This is a genomic window from Mesorhizobium sp. B2-2-3 (genome assembly GCF_006442405.1).
GTDB lineage: Bacteria > Pseudomonadota > Alphaproteobacteria > Rhizobiales > Rhizobiaceae > Mesorhizobium.
Window position 1 is genome coordinate 184,402 of sequence record NZ_VFWC01000008.1, and the last position, 24,817, is coordinate 209,218.

20 protein-coding genes and 1 pseudogene are annotated in these 24,817 nt (G+C 63.9%); 8 read left to right on the forward strand and 13 right to left on the reverse strand.

What is annotated here, in order from left to right; translation table 11 throughout:
• The first annotated feature begins 14 nt into the window (after positions 1-14).
• From FJ951_RS16815 to FJ951_RS16825, 3 genes are read left to right on the forward strand one after another with little or no spacing between them, the layout of a single operon-like run.
• On the forward strand, positions 15-494 hold the full coding sequence (locus tag FJ951_RS16815) for a (2Fe-2S)-binding protein (protein WP_140516079.1): 480 nt from the start codon (positions 15-17) through the stop codon (positions 492-494).
• On the forward strand, positions 491-1,474 hold the full coding sequence (locus FJ951_RS16820; RefSeq protein WP_140516081.1) for a xanthine dehydrogenase family protein subunit M: 984 nt from the start codon (positions 491-493) through the stop codon (positions 1,472-1,474). Before FJ951_RS16815 ends, FJ951_RS16820 begins: the two co-directional genes overlap by 4 nt.
• Positions 1,471-3,768, forward strand: coding sequence for a xanthine dehydrogenase family protein molybdopterin-binding subunit (locus FJ951_RS16825; RefSeq protein WP_140516083.1), 2,298 nt, complete (start codon positions 1,471-1,473; stop codon positions 3,766-3,768). Before FJ951_RS16820 ends, FJ951_RS16825 begins: the two co-directional genes overlap by 4 nt.
• A gap of 153 nt (positions 3,769-3,921) precedes the next feature.
• On the opposite strand, the gene FJ951_RS16830 is transcribed toward FJ951_RS16825, so the two are convergent.
• Positions 3,922-5,058, reverse strand: coding sequence for a helix-turn-helix transcriptional regulator (locus FJ951_RS16830; protein WP_140516085.1), 1,137 nt, complete (start codon positions 5,056-5,058; stop codon positions 3,922-3,924).
• Between the two features lie 199 nt (positions 5,059-5,257).
• Between FJ951_RS16830 and FJ951_RS16835 the strand changes: the two genes are divergently transcribed.
• Together FJ951_RS16835 and FJ951_RS16840 are read left to right on the forward strand one after the other, a co-directional pair.
• Positions 5,258-6,217, forward strand: coding sequence for an AraC family transcriptional regulator (locus tag FJ951_RS16835; RefSeq protein ID WP_140516087.1), 960 nt, complete (start codon positions 5,258-5,260; stop codon positions 6,215-6,217).
• 225 nt (positions 6,218-6,442) lie between these two features.
• Positions 6,443-10,531, forward strand: coding sequence for an autotransporter domain-containing protein (locus tag FJ951_RS16840; protein ID WP_281405591.1), 4,089 nt, complete (start codon positions 6,443-6,445; stop codon positions 10,529-10,531).
• A gap of 52 nt (positions 10,532-10,583) precedes the next feature.
• Here FJ951_RS16840 and FJ951_RS16845 read toward each other — a convergent pair whose 3' ends face one another.
• The 4 genes from FJ951_RS16845 to FJ951_RS16860 form a co-directional block, all read right to left on the reverse strand.
• The gene (locus FJ951_RS16845; RefSeq protein WP_140516091.1) at positions 10,584-11,465 is read right to left on the reverse strand and encodes a DMT family transporter; all 882 of its coding nucleotides are present in this window, start codon (positions 11,463-11,465) and stop codon (positions 10,584-10,586) included.
• Between the two features lie 129 nt (positions 11,466-11,594).
• A complete protein-coding gene (gene arsK, locus FJ951_RS16850) occupies positions 11,595-12,833 on the reverse strand; it encodes an arsenite efflux MFS transporter ArsK (RefSeq protein WP_140516093.1) in 1,239 nt (412 codons plus the stop codon).
• Positions 12,814-13,227 carry an arsenate reductase (glutaredoxin) gene (gene arsC / locus FJ951_RS16855; RefSeq protein ID WP_140516095.1) on the reverse strand — a complete coding sequence of 138 codons (414 nt, stop codon included), beginning with the start codon at positions 13,225-13,227 and terminating at the stop codon, positions 12,814-12,816. Before arsC ends, arsK begins: the two co-directional genes overlap by 20 nt.
• A gap of 85 nt (positions 13,228-13,312) precedes the next feature.
• Positions 13,313-13,666: a metalloregulator ArsR/SmtB family transcription factor gene (locus FJ951_RS16860; protein ID WP_140516097.1), complete on the reverse strand. Its 354-nt coding sequence runs from the start codon at positions 13,664-13,666 to the stop codon at positions 13,313-13,315.
• 42 nt (positions 13,667-13,708) lie between these two features.
• Between FJ951_RS16860 and FJ951_RS16865 the strand changes: the two genes are divergently transcribed.
• Positions 13,709-14,245, forward strand: coding sequence for a DUF6428 family protein (locus FJ951_RS16865; protein WP_140516099.1), 537 nt, complete (start codon positions 13,709-13,711; stop codon positions 14,243-14,245).
• Between the two features lie 162 nt (positions 14,246-14,407).
• Here FJ951_RS16865 and FJ951_RS16870 read toward each other — a convergent pair whose 3' ends face one another.
• The 4 genes from FJ951_RS16870 to minC form a co-directional block, all read right to left on the reverse strand.
• Positions 14,408-15,865 (reverse strand): hypothetical protein, encoded by a 1,458-nt coding sequence (locus FJ951_RS16870; RefSeq protein ID WP_140516101.1) that lies wholly within the window; start codon positions 15,863-15,865, stop codon positions 14,408-14,410.
• 339 nt (positions 15,866-16,204) lie between these two features.
• A complete protein-coding gene (minE, locus tag FJ951_RS16875; RefSeq protein ID WP_140500137.1) occupies positions 16,205-16,477 on the reverse strand; it encodes a cell division topological specificity factor MinE in 273 nt (90 codons plus the stop codon).
• On the reverse strand, positions 16,474-17,289 hold the full coding sequence (minD, locus tag FJ951_RS16880) for a septum site-determining protein MinD (RefSeq protein ID WP_140500139.1): 816 nt from the start codon (positions 17,287-17,289) through the stop codon (positions 16,474-16,476). Before minD ends, minE begins: the two co-directional genes overlap by 4 nt.
• A 173-nt stretch (positions 17,290-17,462) precedes the next feature.
• On the reverse strand, positions 17,463-18,308 hold the full coding sequence (gene minC / locus FJ951_RS16885; protein WP_140500141.1) for a septum site-determining protein MinC: 846 nt from the start codon (positions 18,306-18,308) through the stop codon (positions 17,463-17,465).
• Between the two features lie 337 nt (positions 18,309-18,645).
• Between minC and FJ951_RS16890 the strand changes: the two genes are divergently transcribed.
• Entirely contained in the window at positions 18,646-19,635 is a 990-nt protein-coding gene (locus FJ951_RS16890; protein WP_140516103.1) for a TAXI family TRAP transporter solute-binding subunit, read from the forward strand.
• An 85-nt stretch (positions 19,636-19,720) separates the two neighbouring features.
• Positions 19,721-21,778: a TRAP transporter permease gene (locus tag FJ951_RS16895; protein ID WP_140516105.1), complete on the forward strand. Its 2,058-nt coding sequence runs from the start codon at positions 19,721-19,723 to the stop codon at positions 21,776-21,778.
• A 189-nt stretch (positions 21,779-21,967) separates the two neighbouring features.
• On the opposite strand, the gene FJ951_RS16900 is transcribed toward FJ951_RS16895, so the two are convergent.
• The 4 genes and pseudogenes from FJ951_RS16900 to FJ951_RS16915 form a co-directional block, all read right to left on the reverse strand.
• On the reverse strand, positions 21,968-22,315 hold the full coding sequence (locus tag FJ951_RS16900) for a hypothetical protein (RefSeq protein ID WP_140500147.1): 348 nt from the start codon (positions 22,313-22,315) through the stop codon (positions 21,968-21,970).
• 156 nt (positions 22,316-22,471) lie between these two features.
• Positions 22,472-22,551 (reverse strand): annotated as a pseudogene (locus tag FJ951_RS28825) (PRC-barrel domain containing protein); the annotation flags it as partial.
• Between the two features lie 233 nt (positions 22,552-22,784).
• Positions 22,785-23,942: a sulfite oxidase gene (locus FJ951_RS16910; protein WP_140516107.1), complete on the reverse strand. Its 1,158-nt coding sequence runs from the start codon at positions 23,940-23,942 to the stop codon at positions 22,785-22,787.
• Positions 23,943-24,453: 511 nt separating this feature from the next.
• Positions 24,454-24,786 (reverse strand): DUF2934 domain-containing protein, encoded by a 333-nt coding sequence (locus FJ951_RS16915; protein ID WP_140498999.1) that lies wholly within the window; start codon positions 24,784-24,786, stop codon positions 24,454-24,456.
• Between the last annotated feature and the right edge of the window lie 31 nt (positions 24,787-24,817).

Here is a 24,817-nt window from a genome sequence, read left to right on the forward strand (position 1 = left end):
GGAGCCAGACGCCCATGACGAACACCACAATCCCCGTCCATCTCGATATCAACGGCCAGCCGCATACGCTGGACCTCGAACCGCGCGTCACACTGCTCGACGCCTTGCGCGACCGCCTCGGCCTGACAGGCACCAAGAAGGGCTGCGACCACGGTCAGTGCGGCGCCTGCACGGTGCATGTCGACGGCGAGCGCGTGCTGGCTTGCCTGACGCTGGCGGCACAGGCCGAAGGCCGCACCGTCACCACCATAGAGGGGCTTGCACGGGAGGGCGAACTGCATCCCGTGCAGGCTGCCTTCCTCGATCAGGACGCCTTCCAGTGCGGCTATTGCACATCTGGCCAGATCATGTCGGCGGTCGCCTGCATCCGCGAAGGCCATGCCGGCTCCGATGACGAGATCCGCGAATACATGGCCGGCAATCTCTGCCGCTGCGGCGCCTATCCGCACATCATCGCCGCCGTGCGCCAGGCAGCGCTGGAGGCCGCGTCATGAGGGATTTTTCCTATCTTCGCGCCGCCTCGGTCGACGCCGCACGCCAAGCGGCCGCCCTGCCCGGCGCCATGCTGCTGGCCGGCGGCACGACGCTGATCGACCTCGCCAAATGCGGCGTCGCCGAGCCCGATAGCCTGGTCGACATCAGCCATCTCAAGGGGCTCGATACCATCGAGATCGACGAGCGCGGCGCCGTCATCGGCGCGCTCGCCAGGATGAGCCATGTCGCCGACCACGCCGGCATCAAGGGCGGCTTTCCCGCCGTCTCGGAGGCGCTGTGGCAGGCGGCTTCGGCGCAGCTCCGCAACATGGCGACCGTCGGCGGCAATCTGATGCAGCGCACACGCTGCCCCTATTTCCGCGATCCCTCGAATTTTGCCGCCTGCAACAAGCGCGAGCCCGGCAGCGGCTGTTCGGCGATCGGCGGCGTCACCAGGGGCCATGCGGTGCTCGGCACCAGCGAGGCCTGCATCGCCACCTATCCCGGCGACCTCGCCACCGCGCTGGTCGCCTTCGATGCGGTGGTCCATCTCGGAGAACGCCGCGTCTTGGTCGACGACTTTTTCCTGCTGCCCGGCACCACGCCTCAGAAGGAACACGCGATCGAACCGGGCGAGATGATCACCGCCATCGAAATCCCGGGATCCGCCGCCGCCCGCCGCTCGAGCTACGTGAAGGTCCGCGACCGGCAGTCTTACGAGTTCGCCGCCGCCAGTGCCGCCGTCGGCCTCGAACTCGAGGCCGACGGGCGCACCGTCCGCGACCTGCGCGTCGCGCTCGGCGGCGTTGCCACCAAGCCCTGGCGGGCGCGCACCGTGGAAGAGGCGCTTAAAGGCAAGGTGCTGGAGCCTGAGGTTGTCCGCGCGGCCAGCCTGCTCGCCGTCGAGGGCGCCGTCGACCATGGCGCCAACCACTACAAGATCGAGCTCGCGCCGCGCGTGGTGGCCAGAGCGATCCTCAAACTGGGAGAAGCGGCATGACCGTTCACATCGCAAGACATGGCGACGCCTCCGACGGCGTGCTGGCACAAGCCGTCGGAGGCCGGCTGTCGCGCGTCGACGGCCCGGCCAAGATCACCGGCGCGGCCAAATACGCCGTCGAACAGCAGCTCGAAGACCTGGCCTATGGCGTGCTGGTCGACAGCACGATCGCGTCCGGCAAGGTGCGCGCCATCGATACGGCGCAGGCTGAGGCGGCGCCCGGCGTGCTGCAAGTGCTGACGCCGGACACCATCATGGCCCTGAAAACCGCGTCGGACTGGTTCGGCACGCCCCCGCCCGACAAGCCTTATTGCCCGCTGGCGCGCGACATCAGCTTTTCGGGCCAGCATATCGCCGCCGTGGTCGCGGAAACCTTCGAGCAGGCGGTTGCGGCAGCGGCCCTGGTCAAGGTCGACTATGACGAGACGCCGGCCATCGTCGACCTCAACGATGCCAAAGCCGGCGACGGCATTCCGATCGAGGCCATGACCAAGGAATGGGGCGACGCGCAGGCTGCCTTTGCGTCCGCCCCGGTCCGGATCTGCGCCGCCTACAACACGCCGCGCGAATACCAGGCGCCGATGGAGCCGCACGGCCTGATCGCCCGCTGGGAGGGCGACCGGCTCACCGTGTGGGAGCCGAGCCAATGGCTCGATGGGATGGCGCGCACCTATGCCGAGTGGTTCGATGTGCCGTTCGAGAATGTGCGGCTGGTCTCGCCCTATATCGGCGGCGGCTTCGGCTCCAAGGCGCTGGCGCTCGGCCACGGCGCGGTTGCCGCGAGTGCAGCCAAAATGCTCGGCCGGCCGGTGCGCCTGGTGATGACGCGCCCGCAGACCTTCACCGGCTATGGCGGCCGCGCCGCGACGCGCCAGACGGTGGCGCTCGGCGCGGATGCGGAAGGAAAAATCCAGTCGATCGTGCATCGCGGCGTCAATGAAACGTCGATCGATGGCATGTGGGTGGAGCCGTTGGCCTCGGTTACCTCGATCATGTACGCGACGCCGAACTTTTCGTCCCGGCAGAACGTCGTGCGGGTGAATTCCGTGGTGCCGGGCGCCATGCGCGCGCCGGGCGAGAACCCTTCGGCCTTCGGCATCGAAAGCGCCATCGACGAGCTCGCCTATGAGGTTGGCATCGACCCGCTGGAGATCCGGCTGCGGAACTATGCCGAGCAGGACCCGGAAGTGAAAAAAGCCTGGTCCACCAGGCAGTTGCGCGAGGCTTTTGCCACGGGCGCCGAGCGCTTCGGCTGGGCCAGGCGCTCACCGGAGCCGCGTTCGATGCGCGACGGCAACCAGCTGATCGGCTGGGGCGTGGCCGCCGGTACCTATCCGGTGCGGCGCGCCTATGGCGAGGCGATCGTGCGCATCCTGGCCGACGGCTCGGTGGAGGTCGAAAGCTCCTCGATCGACATGGGCCAGGGCACCTACACCATCCTGGCGCAGACGGCGGCCGAGACGGTGGGCGTGCCGGCCGACGACGTCGTGGTGAAGCTGGGCGATTCCCGCTTTCCCCGCGCCGGCGTCGCAGGCGGCTCGCGCCTGGCCGGCGTCATGACCGGTGCCGTCTACAAGGCCGCCACCTCGGCGCTCGACCAGTTGGTCGGGTTGGCGATCAGCGACCCGCGCTCGCCCTTCCATGCGCTGCAGGCCAACACGCTGGTCGTCGCCAATGGCCGCATCACCGCACCGCGTGGCGACGGCCCCGATGTGTCGATCGCCGAGCTCCTCAAAAGTATCGGCCGCGACCGCATCGAGGCGACAGGCGACACCATGCCGGCCAATTCGAGCGCCGAGGACCGCTACAAGAACTACACCACCATCGCCATGGCGCTGCCGCACACCGAAGGCGACTATTCCCGTCACTCCTGGTGCGCGCATTTCATCGAGGTCCGGGTCGACGAGGATTTCGGCACGGTGCGCGTCTCGCGCGTCGTGTCGGCGCTGGATTCGGGACGGCTCTACAATCCGAAGCTGGCGGAAAGCCAGTGGAAGGGCGGCATCATCATGGGCATCGGCCAGGCGTTGCTGGAAGAAGGCATCATCGACCGCCGCCACGGCCGCATCGTCAACAACAACCTCGCCGACTATCTGGTGCCGACCAATGCCGACATTCCCGACATCGAGGTGATCTCGGTCGGCATCCCCGACCCGCACTCCTCGGTGCTCGGCGGCAAGGGCGTCGGCGAACTGCCCATCGTCGGCGTGGCGCCGGCGATCGCCAACGCGGTGTTCCACGCGACGGGGAAGCGCGTCCGCGATTTGCCGATCACGCTGGAGAAGCTGATCTGAGCGGTGGAAGCGAGCAATCTCCCCCCTTGAGGGGGAGATGGCCGGCAGGCCAGAGGGGGGCGGCCAGGCCCGATCCCGGCGAGCGAGCGCTTCGCGCCGGAGCCGCTCTGGAGGCGGTGAGCCGATCTCGCGCTGCGGACTACGCCTTCAGCCTCAATGCGCTGCCAGGGGCGTGCCTATGTCCGAGACGAGCTTGACGAGATCGGCTTGGCGTCTCGTCCCGGTTTTGGCGAAGATACGATTGAGGTGTGTCTTCAAGGTGTTTTCGCCGATGCTGAGCGACAAAGCGCTCTTCGACGCCGACAATCCGCTGCCGATCCGCAGCAGGACCCGCGCCTCCGCGGGCGTAAGGTCGAACAGCGTGGTCAGGACGGCCTCCGGGAGAGGAGAAGCCGACGTTGTGGTCGATATGAAGACAGCCGCGCATGCCGGCCGGAAAGCCGCGCGCGCGGTTCCTTCGGTCAGCGGCAGCACATAGGCGACAGCGGCCGGCCGGCCTGGGGCCGAGACCGGCAGTCCTATGCCCCGGGCGCCAAGCGAAGCATCTGCGTTCGCGGCGCTGGCGATCGCTTCCAGCAGGGCGCGGGCGACCGCCGGATTCTGCGCCTGGAGCAGGCCGTTCCTGGAAAGAATCGGACCTTGCGCCGACAACATCCGTTCGGCAGCGCCATTGGCATGGAGGATGGCCCCGTTGGCGCCGGCAAGCACGACAGGCACTGCGAGATTGTCGAGCGCCTGGCGGTAAAGGCTGGCGGTAACGCGAGCCTGGTCGAGCAGGTCTCCGATCAGGGAAGCACGGCGCAGATGCGGCGAGAGCAACGCCAGGAAATGTTGGTCCTCGGCTGATATGATCCCCCTGTCGGCCCATGTGGTGCAACCCATGAGCCCGATCCGGTCCGATGTGTGGACGAATTTGGTGATGCAGGCTTCGCGCAATCCCTGCGGTTTGGCCCAATTCTGAAAAAATGCCGTCTGCCCGAGTTCGGCTTCGCTCATCAGCGACAGCGTCGCGACGGGCGTGTCGACGTCGCCGATGACCGCCGTCTTCAGACCGGGAATTGCATCAAAGTCATAGTCCTGGAGCACGCGCATTTGCACGGGATCCCAGGGCGATTGAGCGGCGAAGCGGCCATGATTGTCGGCGGTGCTGGCGAGCGCGATGGTTGTATAGGCCGCGTCCATGGCCGTCGTGATCCGGGTCATGACCCCGGCCCAGCCTTCCGGGTTCAAAACGCAATCGTAGATATCGCCGATAATGGAACCAAGGACTTCGCTGCTCAGCCTCTCCACCACGCCTCCAGACACACTGCGATCTCGCCTCGGAGAATTTTGTGGCGTCATACTTTTGGATGACGCCACTCCTGGCCGATCTCGATTAGGATTCAACTCGATTGCTTGACGCCAGCCGCCACTGTTGCCGGTTATTCTGCCGATTGAAAGTATGGCGATCGGTATTTTTTAAGCGCGGATACTTTATCGAGGTTTTCCATTGTCGCGAAAGACGGTGTTTTCATCGGCTCAGTTGCCGCCGCATCTTGGCGAACGCGAGCGATTTTCCCTGTGGCAGGACATCCACGTCGCGGAAATCTGGTCGGTGGAATACGGCATATCGGAAAACCTGCCCTTCGAGGCCTCGATCGAAGCCACGGCTGTCGGTTCACTGGTTCTCGGTCAGATGTCCGGAACGATCAAGCAGGCGACAAGGAAGGCGAGCAACATCGCCGAGGACGACAATGACGGCTATTTGCTGTTGATCAACAAGGCCGACACCCTCTTGTCGGGCGTGCAGGTCGGCCGCGAATATGCCGTCGGTCGGGGAGAAGCGGTCCTCGTCACGGCCTCGGAGGCGCTGAAAATGACCGGTGCCGACAGCAATATCTGGACCAATGTGGTGGTCCCACGCGCGGTCCTCATGCGCGCCTTCCCGCAGATCGACGACCGGCTGGGGTTGAAGATCGGCGCCGACAACGAAGCCCTCGATCTTCTCAAGCGCTATTGCGAGCTTCTTGAAAGCGGCAGCCCGCTCGCCTCGGCCGATCTCATAACCCATGCGACGGACACGATCGTGGACCTGATCGGCCTGGTGACCGGGGCGAAAGGCCGGGCTGCCGAATTGGTCGGCCTTCGCGGCCTGCGCGCCGCCAGGCTGGAGGCGATCCTGGCAACGATTGCCGAGGATTTCGCCGATCCTGGCATCTCCGCCCAAGGTGTCGCGCAACAGCTCGGCCTGTCGGCGCGCTACGTCCATGATCTCCTTCAGGAAACCGGAGTGAGCTTCTCCGAGCGCGTTCTCGAACTGCGGTTGCAGAGCGCCCATAGGATGCTCTCTCAGAGACACAGCGACATGCGGGTCAGCGATATCGCGATGACGAGCGGGTTCAGCGATGTATCGTATTTCAATCGCTGCTTTCGTCGCCGTTTCGGCTATACGCCGACCAGCGCCAGATAGGGTTGCGGCATTTTCTGTGGCCGGCCTTGGCGCGGCGTCCGATTCTCTCTTTGAGAGGCCGGTGAAGCGGCACCTGCGCGATCGTGGCGCAGAACTGCCACAGTGCGCGCAAAAGGCTCGGCTTTTCGCTCCAGTCCAATTCCAGTGCGGCCCTGCCCAAGACAAGCCCGAGCTCCAATGACATGTCAGCCTCAAGGTGAAATGACTATCATGTCAGGGGTTTGGATGCCGCAGAATGGTTTTGGTGGCCGCAGGGCTAACGCATGGAAATATCTGGCGCTGACGTCGACCGCGCTGGTCGGACTCGGCCAGCCGATCGCCGCGACGGCGGCCGATGCCTGGACCGGCACCACCTCCACGGATTGGTTTACCGCCGGAAACTGGAACGCTGGGTCAGTGCCGACGGCGGCCGGTATTGTATATATCAGCAATTCGACACCGAATCCGACTGTTATCAACGCTGGCAACGCTTTTGCCGACGATATTTACCTTGGCTTTGTAGCTTCTTCGGACGGCAGCCTTGTCATTTCGAACGGCACGTTGACGACCGACCGAGCATTCTTATCCTGGGGGGATAACTCCACTTCTGATGTCACCGTAACAGGTGCGGGTTCCTCGTGGACCAGCAGCAGTTTGGTGGTTGGTAGTTTCGGGCTGGCTACGCTCGATATCCTCAATGGCGGTGTCGTGACGGATGCTGTGGGTATTGTTGCGGGCGGCAGCAACGTTCAAGGCGTCGTAAAGATCGATGGCGCCGGCTCAACGTGGCTTAACACTGATAGCCTCACGGTCGGCAGTTCCGGCGTTGGTGCGGTAACGGTTTCCAACGGCGGCAACGTCATCAGCGACAGCGCCTATATTGGCCAATATTCAGATTCGATCGGCTCGGCGACGATCGATGATGCCACCTGGACAAACAATGGAACGCTCTATGTCGGCCATGATGGCGACGGCGCGTTGATAATCACCAACGGCGGTGTGGTTAGCAATGCTGATGCCATGGTGGGCTACAGCACCGATTCAGCCGGTAAGGTGATGGTCGATGGCATCGGCTCAACCTGGCTCAACAGCGGGAACTTGTCCGTCGGCGTCGACGGGACAGGTACGTTGATGGTCTCGAACAGCGGAAAGGTCAGCAATACTTCAGGTTATATTGGCGCCTCCGCGGGTTCGACCGGCAAGGTGTTCGTCGACAACTCGACCTGGACAAACAGCGGATCGCTGAGTGTCGGCGATTTCGGCACCGGCACTCTGGCGATCAGCCATGGCGGCGACGTCAGCTCCAATGGGGGGACTATTGGCGCGAATGCCGGCTCGACCGGCAGCGTGTTCATCGAAAATGCCGGCTCGACCTGGACCAACAGTTCCGACCTGGCTGTCGGCGATTTCGGCACCGGCACGCTAGCGATCAGCAACGGCGGCGCTGTCAGCAATGACAAGGCCTATGTTGGCAAGTCGGCGGGCTCGACCGGCATCGTGATAGTCGTCGACTCAACCTGGACAAACAGCGGGTCGCTGATCGTCGGCGATTTCGGCAAGGGCGCTCTGCAGATCACGCAAGGCGGCGCGGTCAGCAACAGTTGGGCAACTGTTGGCGCGAAGGCGGGCTCGACCGGCATCGTATTCGTCGACGGTGCCGGCTCGACCTGGACAAACAGTTCGGACCTGATCGTTGGCGATCAGGGCACAGGTACGCTGACGGTTTCGAACAAGGGCACGGTCAGCAATCAGAACGGCATTTTGGCAAATGTTGCGGGCTCCACCGGCACGGCGACGGTCGAGGGTGCAGGCTCGACCTGGGCCAGCGTAGCCCTTTTCGTCGGTTTCGCCGGCACGGGCGAACTGAACATCCTCAACGGCGGCGCGGTCAACAGTGGCCTGGGCTTCGTTGGTTTCGGTTCGGGTTCCGCCGGCACAGTGACCGTCGACGGCGGGGGATCGACCTGGACAAACAGTTCCAACCTGTTCGTCGGCGATCAGGGTACTGGCACGCTGAATATCTCGAACGGCGGCAAGGTTAGCGATACCACAGGCTATGTGGGCGCATTCTCTGGCTCGACCGGCACGGTGACGGTCGACGGCGGGGGGTCGGCCTGGAACAACAGCTCGGACCTGTTCGTAGGCGGTTTCAGCACGGGTACTCTGACGATCTCGAACAGCGGCACGGTCAGCAATGGCTGGGGCTATATCGGCTACGTTGCCGGTTCGACCGGCATGGCGGCGGTTGACGGCGCGGGATCGAAGTGGACGAACAGCGGGGACCTCTATGTCGGAGGCTTTGGCACGGGCACGGTGACGGTTTCGAAAGGCGGCGTGGTCAGCAATGGCTTGGGCTTGGTTGGCTACGCCGCAGGTTCGGTCGGCACGGTAGCGGTCGACGGCACAGGCTCGACATGGGCCAGCAGCGGAGATCTTGATGTCGGCGTTAGTGGAACAGGCACGCTGACGATTGCCAATGGCGGCGCGGTGTCGAGCGGCGGCGTGGTCAACATCGCCGCCATGGCGGGCTCCGTCGGCACGCTCAACATCGGTGCGGCGAGCGGATCGCCAGCGGCGGCCGCGGGCACGCTCAATGCGGCGAGCGTCCAGTTCGGGCCGGGCGCGGGTGCGATCAACTTCAACCACACCGATACGAACTACGCCTTCGCGTCGGCGATCGGTGGCGCAGGCACGATCAACCAGATCGCCGGCGCGACGAACCTCACCGCCGATTCGAGCGGCTTCACCGGTGCCACCAATGTGGATGGCGGGCGGCTGGCCGTAAATGGTTCGCTGGCCAATTCGCTGATGACGATCTTCGGTGGCACGCTGGGCGGCAACGGCACGGTGGGCGGTGTCATGGCGCGGTCGGGCGGCATCATCGCACCCGGTAATTCGATCGGTACGCTCCACGTCGCCGGCAATCTCGACCAGGCGGCGGCCTCGATCTACCAGGTCGAGCTGACCTCGACCGGCCAGTCCGATCTCATCCACGCGACGGGCACGGCGACGATCGCCGCCGGTGCGGTCCTCGACGTGATCAAGACCGACGCAGCACCTTACGTGGCGGGCACGCATTACACCGTGCTGCAGGCAGACATGGGCGTCACCGGCACCTACACGCTCAGCGGCCTAGGCCCGTTCACCGGCCTTTTCGCGAGTTACGACCCGACGCATGTCTATCTCGACGCGACGCAGGCAAAATCCTTCGCCGAGGTCGGCCTGACACCCAACCAGATCGCCACCGGCGGTGGTGCCGAAAGTCTTGGCAGCGGTAATCCGCTGTTCGATGCGATATTTGCTTTGCCGAGCGAAGCAGCCGCCCAGGACGCCTTCGACCAGCTTTCCGGGGAAATCCATGCCTCGGCCAAGGGCATGCTGCTTGAAGACAGCCGCTTCGTCCGCGACGCCGCCAGCAATCGCATTGCTGCTGCCTTTGGCGATGGCGGCGCGGCGGCGCTGCCGGTCATGGCCTATGGCGAGGGTGGGCCGGAAATGGTGGCGGCCGATACCGACCGCTTCGCTGTCTGGGGCCAGGTGTTCGGTTCGTGGAGCAACACCGACAGCGACGGCAATGCCGCCGCCTTCGATCGCTCGACCGGCGGCCTGCTGGCCGGCGCCGACACTTTGGTCGGCGGCTGGCGTGTCGGCGTGCTCGGCGGCTACGGCCATTCCTCCTTCGATGCCGACGACCGCGATTCGTCAGGCAAGAGCGACAGCTACCATCTCGGTCTCTATGGCGGCACGAACTGGGGCGCCATCGCCTTCCGCAGCGGTGCAGCCTATAGCTGGAGCAGCATCTCGACCAGGCGCTCGGCTGCTTTCAACGGCTTTGCCGATCAACTGTCGGCGGACTACGACGCCGGCACCGCGCAAGTGTTCGGCGAACTCGCTTACAAGGCTGATGCCGGTGGCTTCCATTTCGAACCCTTCGCCAACCTCGCCTATGTCAGCGTGCACACCGACGGCTTCACCGAAACGGGTGGTGCCGCGGCGTTGACCAGCGCCAGCACAAACAACGACGCCACCTTCACCACGCTCGGCCTTCGCGGCGCGACCGACTTCGCGCTTGGCGGCATCGATGCCACCGCTCGCGGCATGCTCGGCTGGCGTCACGCCTTCGGCGATGTCACGCCGACCTCGGTCTTCGCCTTCGCCGGCGGCGATCAATTCACCATCGCCGGCGTGCCGATCGCCAGGGATGCCGCGGTGATCGAGGCCGGCCTCGATCTCAACATGTCGGCCAATGCGACGCTCGGCCTGTCCTATACCGGCCAGTTCGGCAGTGGCACGGTCGACCAGGGCGCCAAGGTCGATCTGGGCGTGAAGTTCTGAACGACGGTGGCGAAACCGGCTTTGCAGCACGAACCTGCACGTTGACCCGCCCCTACTCCGGCGACGGCACCGGCGGCTTCGAGGTCAGCGCGGTGCCGGCGGCCGCGACGATGACGGCGGCGATGCCGGCCAGTTGCGGCGCGGTCAGGCTCTCATGCAGGAACAGGAAGCCGGCCAGCGCGCCCAATCCTGGCTCCAGGCAGGTCAGCGTGCCGTAGATGCGGGCCGGCATCCGGGTCAGCGCCACCATCTCCAGAAAGAACGGCAGCGCGCTCGAGAACAGGCCGACGAGCAAGGCACTGACCAGGATCGACGGCGCGAGAAGGCCAGCTCCCGCCTGCGCCACGCCGAAAGGAAGCACCAGCACGGCGGCGATCGCCATGCCGTAGGCGGTGGTGCGGGTGCCGAGCTCCGCGCCCGCCTTCTGCGCCAGCACGATGTAGAGCGCCCAGAAACCGCCGGCCGCCAGCGCCAGCATCACCCCAGTCGGATCGAGCGGCTGGAACGAACGGATGAAGGGCGACAACAGCACGATGCCGGCGACCGCCAACGCGATCCAGGCAAAGTCGCCGGCGCGCCGCGAGGTCAGCGTCGCCACCAGCAGCGGTCCCGAAAACTCCAGCGCCACCGCAACGCCAAGCGGAATCGTGGCGAGCGCGGCGTAGAACAGGAGGTTGAGCGCGCACAGCGTTACCCCATAAGCGACCAGCCACGGCATGGTGGCGCGCGAAGGCCGCATCTGCCAGGGCCGTAGCACGGCGATCAGCATCAGCGCGCCGACGACCAGCCTCAGCGTCGTCGTGCCCTGCGCGCCGATCACCGGAAACAGGCTCTTGGCGAAAGTAGCGCCGATCTGGATCGACACCATGGCCCCCAACAGCGCCATCACGGGCAAAGGCGCCGCTTCGCGACCGACAACCGGCGTCGATGTCACTTGATCCCGTCCTCCGTGCGCCATCAGGCAAACGCTGCGTCATGGGAGATAGGGCGAACCGGCCCGTCCGTCGTGAGGCAGGACCGGCATCTCGATGGGGCAAGAAAGGGCCGGACGAGCCGGCCGCCCTCAGACGCGGCCGTTGCGCGCGTTCGGCAGTCTCGTGATCGCTGTCAGGACCAACAGCGCGGTGCCGCCCAGAAACGCCATGGCCCCCAGCGACCAGGCAATGCCGACATTGACGATGGCAAAGGCCAGCGCAAAGGGCGCGACGGCCGAAACGAGCAGCCGGGCCGATGTGACGCGCCCCTGCAGACGGCCATAGTCCGCACTGCCGAACAATGTCAGCGGCAGGGCGCCGATGACGATGCTGAAAAGCCCGTTGCCCATGCCGAAGACGACGGCGAAAACCATCGCGCCTGCGACGGAAGGCGCCGTGCAGTTCAGCACGACGACCCCGCTCGTCATCAGGCCGGCCGAGATGATGGCCAGCGTCAATGGCGGCAGGTTGATACCGAAGATCATGTTGATGAAGCGGCTCAACACTTGTGACGGCCCGAACAGCGTTCCGACAATGGCGGCGGTCGCCCCGAGGCCAAGTCCGGAAAGCAGCGGCACCATATGCACCAGGACAGCGGCGCCAAGCAGGTTCTGCAGCGAGAAGGCGATGACCATCAACGCGAAGCCGAGCGGCCGCGCCGAGGCCGGAAGCGATCCCTGGACATGCCGTGGCGGCTCGGTCGCCGAGCGCCTGCTCTTGGCCAGCCCGTGCGAGAGCCAGGCGTGCAGCGGCAGGCAGACGAGCAGGTTCAGCCCCGCGAAGACGAGATAGACGGTTCGCCATGACATCTGCGCGTGCAGGGCCGAGGTGATCGGCCAGAACACGGTCGATGCGAAGCCGGCGATGAGGGTGAGATAGGTGATGCTGCGTTGCGCTGCACGCGGCCTTATCTGCACAAGCAGCGCGAAAGCGGCGCCGTACTGGACCAGGTTCGATGCCACTTCCAGCACGATCAGCGCCGCCACGAAGGCCCCGGCCGCCGGCGCGTAGGCACAGGCGGCGAGCGCAGCCGCGGCAAGGATCGAGCCGACGGTCATGATCTTGCCGGCGCCGAAGCGGTCGATCCAGTTTCCGAGCCAGGGCGCCGTCAGCCCGCCAACCAGCAGAGCCGCCGAGAGCGCGCCGAAAATCCATTCGGTCGGCCAGCCCAGATCCCTGGCCATATCGGCGGCGAGAATGCTGAAACTGTAGTACAGCGTGCCGTAGCCGATGATCTGGGTGACGCCGAGGGCGGCAATGGCGGCCAGCGGCGAGCGCTCCGGGACTTCGAGATCGGAAAGGCTTCGATCACGTGATACCACGGTCATGGTTCACTACCTCGCCATCTTCCTTGGTGAAGCGGACCACCGGATGGTCGAGCAGATCGAGCACGAGCTCGGACGGACGGCACAGCCGCGTCCCCTTGGGCGTCTCGACGATCGGCCGGTTGATCAGGATCGGATGCCTCAGCATGGCGTCGATCAGCTGTTCATCGGTCCATTTGGCGTCACCCAGGCCGAGTTCGGCATAGGGCGTACCCTTTTCGCGCAGCAGGGCGCGCGCCGGAATTCCCATGGCGGCGACAAGCTGGCGCAAGCGGTCCCGGCTGGGCGGATGTTTCAGATACTCGATGATGTCAGGCTTCTCGCCGCTCGCCTGGATCATGGCAAGCGTGTTGCGCGAGGTGCCGCAGTCGGGATTGTGGAAGATCGTAGCGGTCATGGCTTGGCCTCGACGGCAAGAGGTTGGATTTCGGATTGCTGATGCGGCGCGGTCGGGACGATCGCCCGGGCTGTCGGCGCGACGATCACTGAACCGGTCCCTTCACATCGGCCGCGCAGCAGTCTGGAGCCAACGCCGAAGCGCGGATCTCCAGCCGGCCGGAGCAGCAATCCTCCATCAGGAAACGGATGAGGCCGCTCAACGCGTCATATTCGGCGCTGTAGACCATGGAGCGCGAATCGCGCCGCACGCTGACCAGCCCTGCCCGCTCGAGCTCCTTCAGGTGGAAGCTCACATTCGAGGCCGAGACCTCGACTTTTTCGGCGATGGCGCCGGCGGCAATCCCGTCGGGACCGGCAATCACCAGATGCCGCAGGATGCGCAGGCGCGTTTCTTGCGAAAGAGCCGCAAAGGCGGAAAGGGCTTGACGTTCATCCATATTTCAACAATCCTAAAAATGTTGAAACAAGGATTACCGCACATGCTCGTTTCTGACAATCGGGAATTTGAACCCGCTGACGTCGTTGATCCCGACGACATCACCATCGCTGGCCTGCTGGAGTTTCTGGCGGGCTACGAGGACCGGCGGCTGGTGTTCTTCTACGACGGCCGGCCGGTGAGGCCTGGTTACCACGTCACCGAGGTGAAGGCCGGCCAGTTCGCTGCGCTGGACTGCGGTGCAAACCCGGAATCCTGGGCCGAGATCTTCGTGCAGCTCTGGGACGTCGAGGAGGACCGCACGCATATGCCGGCCGGGAAATTCTCGGCGATCATCCGCAAGGTGACGGAGCATGTCGGCCTCGACCATTCCGCCAAGCTTACTTTCGAAGTCAGCGACGGCGTGCGCCCGATGCAGCTCTACCGCGCCGCGCTTCCCCGGCTCGCCGGTGATGCGGTGCATGTCGAGCTTTCGCCGCGGCCGGCAAGCTGCAAGCCGCGTGACCGCTGGCTGGAGGAAGAGAGGAAAGCCAAGGCCTGTTGCGGACCTTCGGCCGGACCGCAACCTTGCTGCGGCTGACGTTTCGCAGCCAAGCAGATGGCTTGGCGCCGTCTTGACGGACGGCCTTCCGCTCCCTCAGTTCAGCGATTTGCGCCGCGGCGGCGGCGTGCGATCGCGTTGAGGCAGCGGGCGCGGAACGCTGCCCCGCAGCGGGACCTGCGGCCATGCCGGCGAAATGAGCTACGGCGTGGCGCGGAGGTTCCTGCGGATGCGCCGCCTGCCCGTTCCACGGGCTTTCTCCGCCACAACGGCGGCGATGTCGACCACGTCGGCCTCGCGCGATCTGCCGTTGGTGGCCTTGTGAAGCCGCTCGTAAGGCAGCAATTCCTTGATCCGCGCGTTGAGCGACGCGATTTCAGCTTTGAGGTCCTCGCATTCCTGCCTCTGGACATCCAGCTGTATCTGTTCCGATGCTTGTTGCAGCGCAAGCTGCGAAAGATTGGCGTTCGCTTTCGAAAGGCTCGTCTTGTCGTTTTCGTTCTCGTCGGTGAGCGAGGACAACCTTTGATCGGCGATTTTCTTTTCGGCCAGCGTGTCGTTCAAGTCGGTCTTGAGCCTGGCGATCTCGGCTGTGGCCTCGCTGTTCTCGTGCGAGGCCCGCTCCAGCCGTGATTGCAGGTCCTGGATCTCGGAACGCAATCCGCGCATTTCCGTCTGGCTGCGGGCGAGTTCAGCTTGCCTGTCGCCTTCCATCATGCTGGCCGCTTCGGTCATTTCCGACAGCTTCGCCTGCGCGGTCTCGAGTGATTTCTGGAGCCTTATCTCCTCCTTTTCGCTCTTGCCGAGCGCGGTCAGCAGTTCGGCAAGCCGCGCTGCTTCGCTGGCATGGATCGTCGAGAGCTCGTCGAGCCTGTGGCGCGTCTGGGTTTCCCGCTTCAGCGCCTTGTCGAGCTCGATCGACAGGCTGACATGTTTTTCCCGCAGCATCTTGCTCTCGCGCAGGCGCCTGTTGGCCTCGACCGCCCTGGCCGTCAGCCGCTTGGCGATGTCGCCGAACTCCGCGTCGCGTTTTGCGCTCGCATTGGCCGTCTCGGCAAGTTCCAGCCTGGCCGCTGCGAGCGCTGCGCGAAGCGCCTCCCTGTCCTGGACCAGGCTTGTCTCGCGCTGTTGCAGCAATTCGCAGGCGCTTTCACGCTCGCGCAGCTTTCTTGCCGTGTCGTGCAGCTTTTCCGACAGCGTTCTTTGTTCCGCGATCAGGTCGCCATTTGCGAGCTCCAGCTCGTTGGCGCGAATAATATCGGTGTGGAGGATGTTGAGGAATTCGCGCGTCAAATGGTGTGAGGTCGCGATCTCCGACAATTTGCCGTTGATCTCGTCCATATAGTTCCTGGCGTCGTGGAACATCCCTTCGAAGGCACTCAATGCCGCCATCCGGGTCTGGGTATGGGGCGTCAGTCGTGGTGCGGTTTCGGTATCGTCGGCGTTGCCCGCGCCGTCCGGATTATCCGCATCATCCGCATTGGCCTCGGGTGCCGAGGCCTCGGCTCCTGGCGCGGAATCTGGGATATAGCCGCTGTCCGGCGGCGCGTCGTATTCGGTATCGAGGCTGGCATCCAGAGCGTCCGCCAGATCGGCCTGCAGCTCCTGGAGTGCATCATCTACGTCTTCGGCACGCTTGATCAGACCCTTGAAATTCATAACGAATGCCCTTTACGCATACCCCATTCAGTATTTAATAATTGGCTAATATGTATGCTTACATCCACTGATTGCGCAGGGGAAGCCCCCCATTAGGGGGAGCGTAAAGTTGGACATTTGGGGTTGGGATGCGGCGGGCGACCAGTGCCGCGGCCGTCTTTTTGCAGAATTGACGCACCCGATTTCTGGGTGGAATCTGATGCGGAAAATCCTGGATCCTACCTTCCCCTCGTGGAAGGTAGGACTGAGGCGCTGGCGCTGAAGGATGCTCGTCCTGTAGCGCCGCGCCAACTCCGCCCGCTGCTTGCAGCGACCCTCCCCACAAGGGGAGGGTAAAAGTCAGCCCGCCATGGCCAGCGGCACGGCGCTTTTGTTGGGGATCTGGATGTCGATTTCCAGCGTCGACATGGTCTCGCCGCGGTCCATCGAGATTTGCAGATAGTCCTGGTCGATCTGCACGTGCTTGGCGATGACGGCCATGATCTCCTCGCGCAGCACGGAGACGAGATCGGGCTGGCCACGGCTGCGCCGTTCGTAGGCGAGCAGCACCTGCAGCCGCTCACGCGCCACGGGCGCGCTGGAGCGCCGCTTGAAGAGGTCGAGAATGTTCATGCCGCCCTCCTTCCGAGCAGCCTGTCGAGGAAGCCCTTGCGCTCGAAGGGAACCACGACCGGCAGGTCTTCGCCTTCCAGCCGCCGCGCCGCTTCGATATAGGCTTTGGCGGCGGCGTTCAGCGGATCGCTCAGCGTCACCGGCGAACCGAGATTGGAGGCCCTGAGCACATCCTGGCTCTCCGGGATGATGCCAAGGAGCGGCACCGACAGGATTTCCAGCACGTCGTCGATGGACAGCATCTCGCCGCGAGCCGCGCGGCCGGCATCGTAACGCGTCACCAGCACGTGCTTGGCGATTTGCTCGCCCTGTTCGGCGCGCATGGTGCGGGCGTCGAGCAGGCCGATGATACGGTCGGAATCGCGCACCGACGACACTTCCGGATTGGTGACGATGACCGCCTCGTCGGCGAAGCGCATGGCGAGCTGCGCGCCGCGTTCGATGCCGGCCGGGCTATCGCAGAACACATAGTCGAACACCGAGCGCAGCTTCTCGATCACCTCGCCGACGCCTTCTTCGGTCAGCGCGTCCTTGTCGCGCGTCTGCGAGGCCGGCAGCAGGAACAGCGTGTCGACGCGCTTGTCGCGGATCAGCGCCTGCGACAGCTTGGCCGTGCCCTGGATGACATTGACGAGGTCGAACACCACGCGCCGTTCGGCGCCCATGATCAGGTCGAGATTGCGCAGGCCGACGTCGAAATCGACCAGCGCCACTTTCTTGCCGGTCCTGGCGACCGCGGCCCCCAATGCGGCCGTCGAGGTCGTCTTGCCGACACCTCCCTTGCCTGAGGTGACCACCACTACCTTGCCCATGAAAAAAGCCTCCGTCGCCTGATGTTGTCGTTTGTTATTGCTCCGTGCGTCGCACGGCTATTGTTGGAACCTGCCATCATCCCACGCGAAACCGGTCCCAACCTTGCGGACCTGAGCGTCCTGTTCGCGGTCGCACAAGACAAGAACTGGTTCGGCGTTTTCATCCCGGCGCCCTAGTTCAGCGGCACGACGCGCAGCACGCCGTCTTCGAGGAAGGCCTGCACCGGCTTGCCGCGCGAGGCGCCTTCCATGTCCTCCGCCGTGGTGTACCAGCCGTCGATGGCGAGCAGCTCGGCCTCGTTCCTGCGGCAGAAGATGCGCGCCGAAATATTGCCTTCCGAGCCCGCAATGGCGCGGCCGCGCAGCGTGCCGTAGACATGGATCGAGCCCGCCGCAATGATCTCGGAACCGGAAGCGACCGATCCAAGCACGATGACATCGCCATGCGGATGAAAGATCGACTGGCCCGAGCGAAGGGGCGACTTGACCATCAGCGTTCCGGCCAGGGCCGGCTCCGCCGCGCCGGCTTGCTGTTCTGTCTTGGCTGCCTTGGCCGCCTTGACCCTTCCAGCCTCGGCCCTGCCCTCGTCGGGCTTGCCCGTTTCCTTGCCGCGTTCCGAAGACACCGCTTCCGTCTTGCCGGCCTCTTCCGCCAGGCCTGCCTTGCCGTTGCGGCCGGGCTGCGCCAGCAGGCCATCTGAAGTGGCCTCCTTGGCGCCGGCCAGCAGCGGCGGCAGCTCGGGCCCGAGCGAGGCCCCTTCGAGCTCGATGGCATAGACCCGGATGCCACGCGTGCCGAGCGAAGCGACCAGCGCCGCGATCTCGTCGGCCGCAGGCTTCAGCGCATTGAGGTCGAGCACCACCGGCCGCCCTGAGAAATAGCCCGGCGAATTGCCGATCCAATGATCCAGCCCCTCCAACCAAGCACCGATCGGCGCCTCCGGCGTCAGCGTGAAAGCGACGAACGAACGGGCGCGAAAGCGAATGGATTTGGTCTCCAGGGGAGCGGCAAAGGTCACGGCTGGCGAATCCTTACTCAATGGTTAAAGGGTGCCGGCCGAATGGTTAACAAATGGTTAATAAAGACGGCTGGCACCTTGGAAGCCGCCAGAAATTGGAGGGTCGGCTAACCGCCAGTTGCGGATGCCGGCTGACAACACGCGGAATGTGTTGATAGCGCCGCGTCAGCAAGCGGATTACCGCCGTTCAATCGACAAGCTAGATCTCAAAATGCGCCATGACGGCAACAGGGAGGGGGCACCGCCAGCGACGACAGATCCCCTCCCGAAAGGCGCGCGCAGGTTGACAATCCTTGGGTTGATGCAACATCCTGCCGATCTTTGACCGGGAGGTAGTATGACTGTTTCGATCAACCGTCGCGTCTTTTCCGTCGGCGCGGGCACTTTGGCGCTGGCCGCGGCAGGGTTTTCGCCGGCGCGCGCGCAGCAGGCTTTTTTCCGTATCGGCACCGGCGGCACGTCCGGCACCTACTATCCGGTGGGCGGGCTGATCGCCAACGCGATCTCGGCGACGGGGCCGGCCGGCGTCGAGGGCCTGGTTGCCAGCGCCACGTCCTCCAACGGTTCGGTGGCCAACATCAGCGCCATCCAGTCGGGCGCTTCCGAATCGGGCTTCACGCAATCCGATGTCGCCTACTGGGCGCATTCGGGCACCGGCCTCTACGAGGGCAAGCCCAAGGTAGAGGATCTGCGCCTCATTGCGACGCTCTATCCTGAAACCATCCATCTGGTCGCGCGCGCCGACGCCGGCATCAAGACTGTGGCGGATCTGAAGGGCAAGCGCGTCTCCCTCGACGAGCCGGGTTCCGGCACCATCGTTGATGCGCGCCTGGTGCTCGGCGCCTACGGTCTAACGGAGAAGGACGTAAAGCCCGAATATCTCAAGCCCGGCCCGGCCGGCGAGCGCCTGCAGGACGGCGCCATGGACGCCTATTTCTTCGTCGGCGGCTATCCGACCGGCGCCATCGTCGAGCTTGCCAGCACCAAGAACATCACGCTGGTGCCGATCACCGGCCCCGAGGCCGACAAGCTCCTGTCCGAACAGAAGTTCTTCTCGACCGACATCGTGCCCGCGGGCACCTACAAGAATGTCGGCGAGACCAAGACCATTTCGGTCGCCGCGCAATGGGTGACCAGCGCCAAGCAGACCGATGACCTCATCTACAAGATCGTCAAGTCGCTCTACAGCGACGAGACCCAGAAGGCGCTGCAGGCTGGTCATGCCAAGGGCAAGCTGATCACGCTCCAGAACGCGGTCACCAGCGCCGGCATTCCGTTCCATCCGGGCGCGGAGAAATTCTACAAGGAAGTCGGCGCCCTGAAATAAGAGGCCATCAACAGACTGGCGACAACGAGGCGGAAGGCGTGCTTTCCGCCTCGTTTGTCTGGGGATTCAGGATACGGAACCGACTATGAGCGACGACGACAAAATCAGGCTTTCCGGCATGGAGTTCGACGAGGAAAAGGCTCGCGAACTGGAGGAGAAATTCGACTCCGAGATCCGGTTCCGGCCGCTGACCCGGGCCGCCGGCTGGCTGGTCGGCTTCCTCCTGGTGGCCTTGTCGCTGTTTCACTATTACACGGCTGGATTCGGCTTGCTGCAGGAGATGCTGCACCGGGGCATCCACCTGTCGATGGTGCTGTCGCTGATCTTCCTCGTCTTCCCTCTGGTGAAGAAGGGCTACGACCAGCCCGCCCAATCCAGCTTTCTGCGGCCCCTCGGCATACCGGTTTTCGACTGGCTGCTGGCGCTTGCCGCGGTGGTAGCGGTCCTGCACGTGCCGATGATCCCGCTCGACGATCTTGCCTTCCGCGTCGGCAACCCCACGACGACGGACGTGGTGCTCGGGCTGACCCTCATTTTGCTCCTGCTGGAAGCGACGCGCCGGTCCGTCGGCATCCCGCTGCCCATCATCGCCATCCTCTTCATGGCTTATGCGCTGTTCGGCCCCTATATGCCGAGCATCCTGGTGCATCCCGGCGCGTCCGTCTCCCAGCTCGTCGACCACCTCTACCTGACGACGCAAGGCATCTACGGCATCGCGCTCGGCGTTGTCGCCACCTACGTTTTCCACTTCGTCCTGTTTGGCGTCTTCGCCACCCGCATCGGTCTCGGCCAGCTCTTTCTCGACTGCGCGGCATGGGTCGCCGGCCGCTACGCCGGCGGTCCGGCCAAGGTATCGATCTTCGGCTCGGCCCTGTTCGGCATGATCTCTGGCTCGTCGGTCGCCAACACCGTCACCGTCGGCTCGCTGACCATCCCGGCGATGATCCGGCTCGGCTACAAGAAGCATTTCGCCGCCGCGGTGGAGGCGGCTTCCTCCACCGGCGGGCAGGTGACGCCGCCGATCATGGGAGCCGCCGCCTTCCTGATGATCGAGTTCCTCGAACTGCCCTACACGACCATCATCCTGGCAGCGATAGTGCCGGCCTTCATGCACTTCTTCGGCGTGTTCATGCAGGTGCATTTCGAGGCCAAGCGCACCGGCTTGCGCGGCCTGCGGCCGGACGAGATGCCCGACGTGGTCGAGGCATTGAAACGGGACTGGCCGACCATCATCCCTCTCGTCGTCCTGATCGGCGTGCTTCTTGCGGGTTATACGCCCTACATGGCTGCCTTCTGGGGCATTACCCTGTGCATCCTGGTCGGCCTGTTTAACCCGCGCCGGCGCATGTCTGTCGCCGACATCGTGGTGTGCCTGCGCGACGGCGCCAAGTATGCGCTCGCCGTCGGCGCTGCCGCCGCCACGGTCGGCATCGTCGTCGGCGTTGTCACCCTGACCGGCGTCGGCTTCAAGCTGTCCTACATCGTCACTTCGACGGCAGGCCATCTGTCGCTGCTGTTCGGCACCTTTATCCCCGAAGCGATCTTCTCGACGCACGGGCTGACCCTTTTGTTCACGCTGATCATGACCGGCGTGGTCTGCATCCTGATGGGTTGCGGCATCCCGACGACAGCGAACTACATCATCATGGTGACGATTGCCGCGCCGGCACTGGTGATGCTCGGCACCGAGCCGATCGTCGCCCACTTCTTCGTTTTCTATTATGGCCTGCTGGCTGACATCACGCCGCCGGTTGCGCTGGCTGCCTACGCTGCCGCCGGCATGGCGGGAGCTGATCCATTCAAGACCGGCAACACTGCCTTTCGGCTCGGGCTCGGCAAGGCGCTGGTGCCCTTTGTCTTTGTCTTCTCGCCGTCGCTTCTGCTGGTGACGAAAGATTTCACCTGGCCGAACTTCTTCCTGGCTTTCTTTGGCTGCGTGCTCGGCATCACCTGCCTGGGGGCCGCCCTCTCGCGCTACCTGCTCGTGCGCACCCGGCCATGGGAAAACGTGTTGCTGGTCTTGGCCGCCCTGCTTCTGGTGGCGCCCGAACTCTATTCGTCCCTACTCGGCCTGGTTCTGACCATTCCCGTCATCTGGCGCCATTGGAGCGCGCGCAACGTCGAAGAGGCGCGACCGGCTTGATCAGCGCCGCCCCAACGATCCCTCCCCGAGAACTCAAAGGGGCCGGAAACGTTTTGGGGACTTCAGGAAGTCAGCGTGCTCTCAACCTGAATCTGACGCGAACCGCCAGGATCGGTTCCGCGGGGGAAAAGTTCCCCGAGAGCTGACAGACAGCCTTCGACATCAGAAAGCGACAGCCGGAGTTTCAAGTCATTGAGGGTCAGTGACGAAAGGCATGATGTCCACGCCGTCTCCCGGGAAGACGGTGAAATGCGGATGGCTTTCGAACAGGCGGGCGGCGGCATCGATTGTATCGGCCTCGACGACAATGTAGCCGCAGAAAGGGTTCACGGCGTCTGCGACCCCATCCTTGGTAACGCGCGTCGTCCTCCCGACCATGCCGCCGCGATCGGGGAAAGATGCGGCATTTCTCTCCTCCCAGTCCGTCCACTGCTGTAGGCCGACGCTATCAATCGCATCTTGCTCGGGCTTGGGCAGGCTGCGAAAGCGGGCAAGGTCTTCAGGCTTCATGGTGTAGACGGCAAGAAAGCGGGGCATGTGACGGTCTTCGCGCTGACAGAACCGATGCCAGCCTAGACTCTCGGTTGGCCGAAGTCACTAAGCACTACCACCCTCAGGCACGGCGAATTGCCCTTGTCCGGGCACTTTCGGATCATCTCACTCTCCTTTCGAAAAGGGCCACGGTCGGGCCCTTCAGTCGCGGTGCTCCGGCACTCCTTTCAGCTGGTCCTTGGTCCATTGGGTCACGGCGTGGCGCCGTCCTCGTCGCGCATGAGTCGAGCTCGGTGACGGCCACCGGGCTCGGCGAAGGGCGAGGAACGCCAGCCGTTCAAGTTTTCTCCGCGTCCGCGCAGGTCACTAAACACCGCTCTTGGCGCTGCGATGGAGTCGTCATCGCATCGTCTCTGGCCAGCTTCAGGCCGGCGCCTGGTCGGATGTGGGTGACCCCATGCCAAAGACATGGGGGCACATCGCTCTCAGACACTTTGATACGACTGCCCGCCAGTCAGTGAATGTTGATACGTCGCGTCACCTGACCGTTGCTTTCCCAATAGGTATGCTTCTTGGCAATGATGGGATCGTCCATTGCGGGTTGGACCTGCCCTCCCGTATCAACCGCGCGCGAGGTGACGGCGTGCTCTCCGGCGGAAGGCTTGGGCCAGTCGACGGACCATAGTTTCCAGGCAAAGTCCGCCTTGTCGGTTTCGTCGATGGCCGCCGGCATCCATGGCCCGTCATCGATCTTCACCTCGACCCGGTCGACCGGTGCGCCCCAGGCGGCCCCGACGATCCGGTAGTCATCGCCGATATGAGTGACCCGGGCCGGTGCCGATTTCAGCCTCGCCCGCCCGACCGAAGTTTCCACCCATACTGTCTCGCCGTTGTGGTCTTCCTCGCGCAGCGTGACATAATCGCGTCCCATGAACCGGTTCTCGAAGCGCTGATCGTTCACGTCTATGCGCTTGATCCATTTGACGTTCGCGATCCCGTACCATCCCGGCGCAATCAGCCGCAGCGGGAAGCCGTTGTCAGGAGGCAAGGGGGACCCATTCATCTCGTAGCAAAGGATGTTTTTGGGATCCATGGCGTCGGGAAGTGACATGCTGCGCGCAAAATTCTGCGTGAACTTGACGTCGTCGGCCCGCTTGATTTCCCCTTTATCGGTGCCCCAGAAGACGACCTCGATACCAGTGTCGAGGACTCCGGCCTCCGTGAGGATCGGCGCGAGCGGCGTGCCCGCCCAGCGCGCATTGCCAATGCCGCCATTGAAAAACGGCAGACCGGTATTGCCCGAACATTCGACCGTGAAGGTGACTTCCTGGCGCGGTCGAGCCTTGATGTCGGCGAGCGTCAGGGTTGTCGGCTTTTTAACGGAGCCGCCGATTTCGAGTTTCCAGGTGCTTTCGTCGATCACCGGCCGGTCGAAATGCGCGATTGAAAAGAACTTGTCGTTGGGCGTCACCCAGGAATCGAGATCCTCCCACACCAGCTGATTTTTGATGACTTCCGGAACCGGGTTCGGCGGCAGCTGATCCAACCATTTGATGACTTCCTCGCCGGCCCGGCTTGGAAAGGCAGAGGCAATCCGCGATTGAAAGGACGCCAACGCTGCGAGGGCTGCCCCGCCTTGAACGATGAATTCACGTCTGGGAAGGTAATGCATGACGACTTCTCCTCCAGTGAAAAGCTCAGTTCTCCTTCAGTGATAGATGCAATAGCGACCGGGATCGCGCAAAGCAGAGGCCGGCCGCGGCGGGCAATTATGAGAGCGTGTGAAACAACCCGAGTTAGAAGCGCGCCGTAGTTAAAGCGACGTCTCCGCTCTCAATCGCCAGCTTGTCAGGTCCGAGCCGGCGATCTTCAACTATATGCCCTATCTGTCCTCGTGGCGAGGGCAAGGGCCGCATCTTCGCATCACGATTGGCATCTGCCTCGTGTTCCAAAATCCAATGCAGCCTACAATTGGTGGGTCGGATTTTGTGAGCGGCAGGGACAACGCCGAGAATAAGGACCAACGAGTCGATTTCCTCAATGGCGCTTGAAATACTGCACCTCGCGCTCATGCTTCTCCGCCGCCTAGCGGCTATCGAAAGTCCCCAGGTTCCGTCGCTTGCCCGTCTTCTCATCCTTCTTGCGCGAATAGAGCCGGTATTTTCCGTCCTTGAGTTTGCAGATCATTTGGCCTCTTCCTGACCGGGATTTCGCCGCCGCTTGCCCTTCAGCCCGAGTGCTGCCTGTTCGATCGCGGCGCGGTCGTTGCCCAGCCTGTCGATCAGGTCCTGTGCCTGCTTGCCTGATATGCCGGTGCGCATGGCCAATTCCTCGACCGTAAGCACGTCGGTGCTGGCGATCTCGCGCGGCGGCGCGTTGCCTGCCGCCATCGACAGCTCCCTGTCGATCTCTGCCTCGGCCCGGTGCCAGTGCTGCTCGGGGTCGCCGCCGCCTTCGCGCTCCCAGATCCGATAGGCGCGCTCCTGGATTTTCCCATGCCGTTGGTCGTCGCCCATTTCTCAAATCCTCCATTGGGTAGCATCTGAA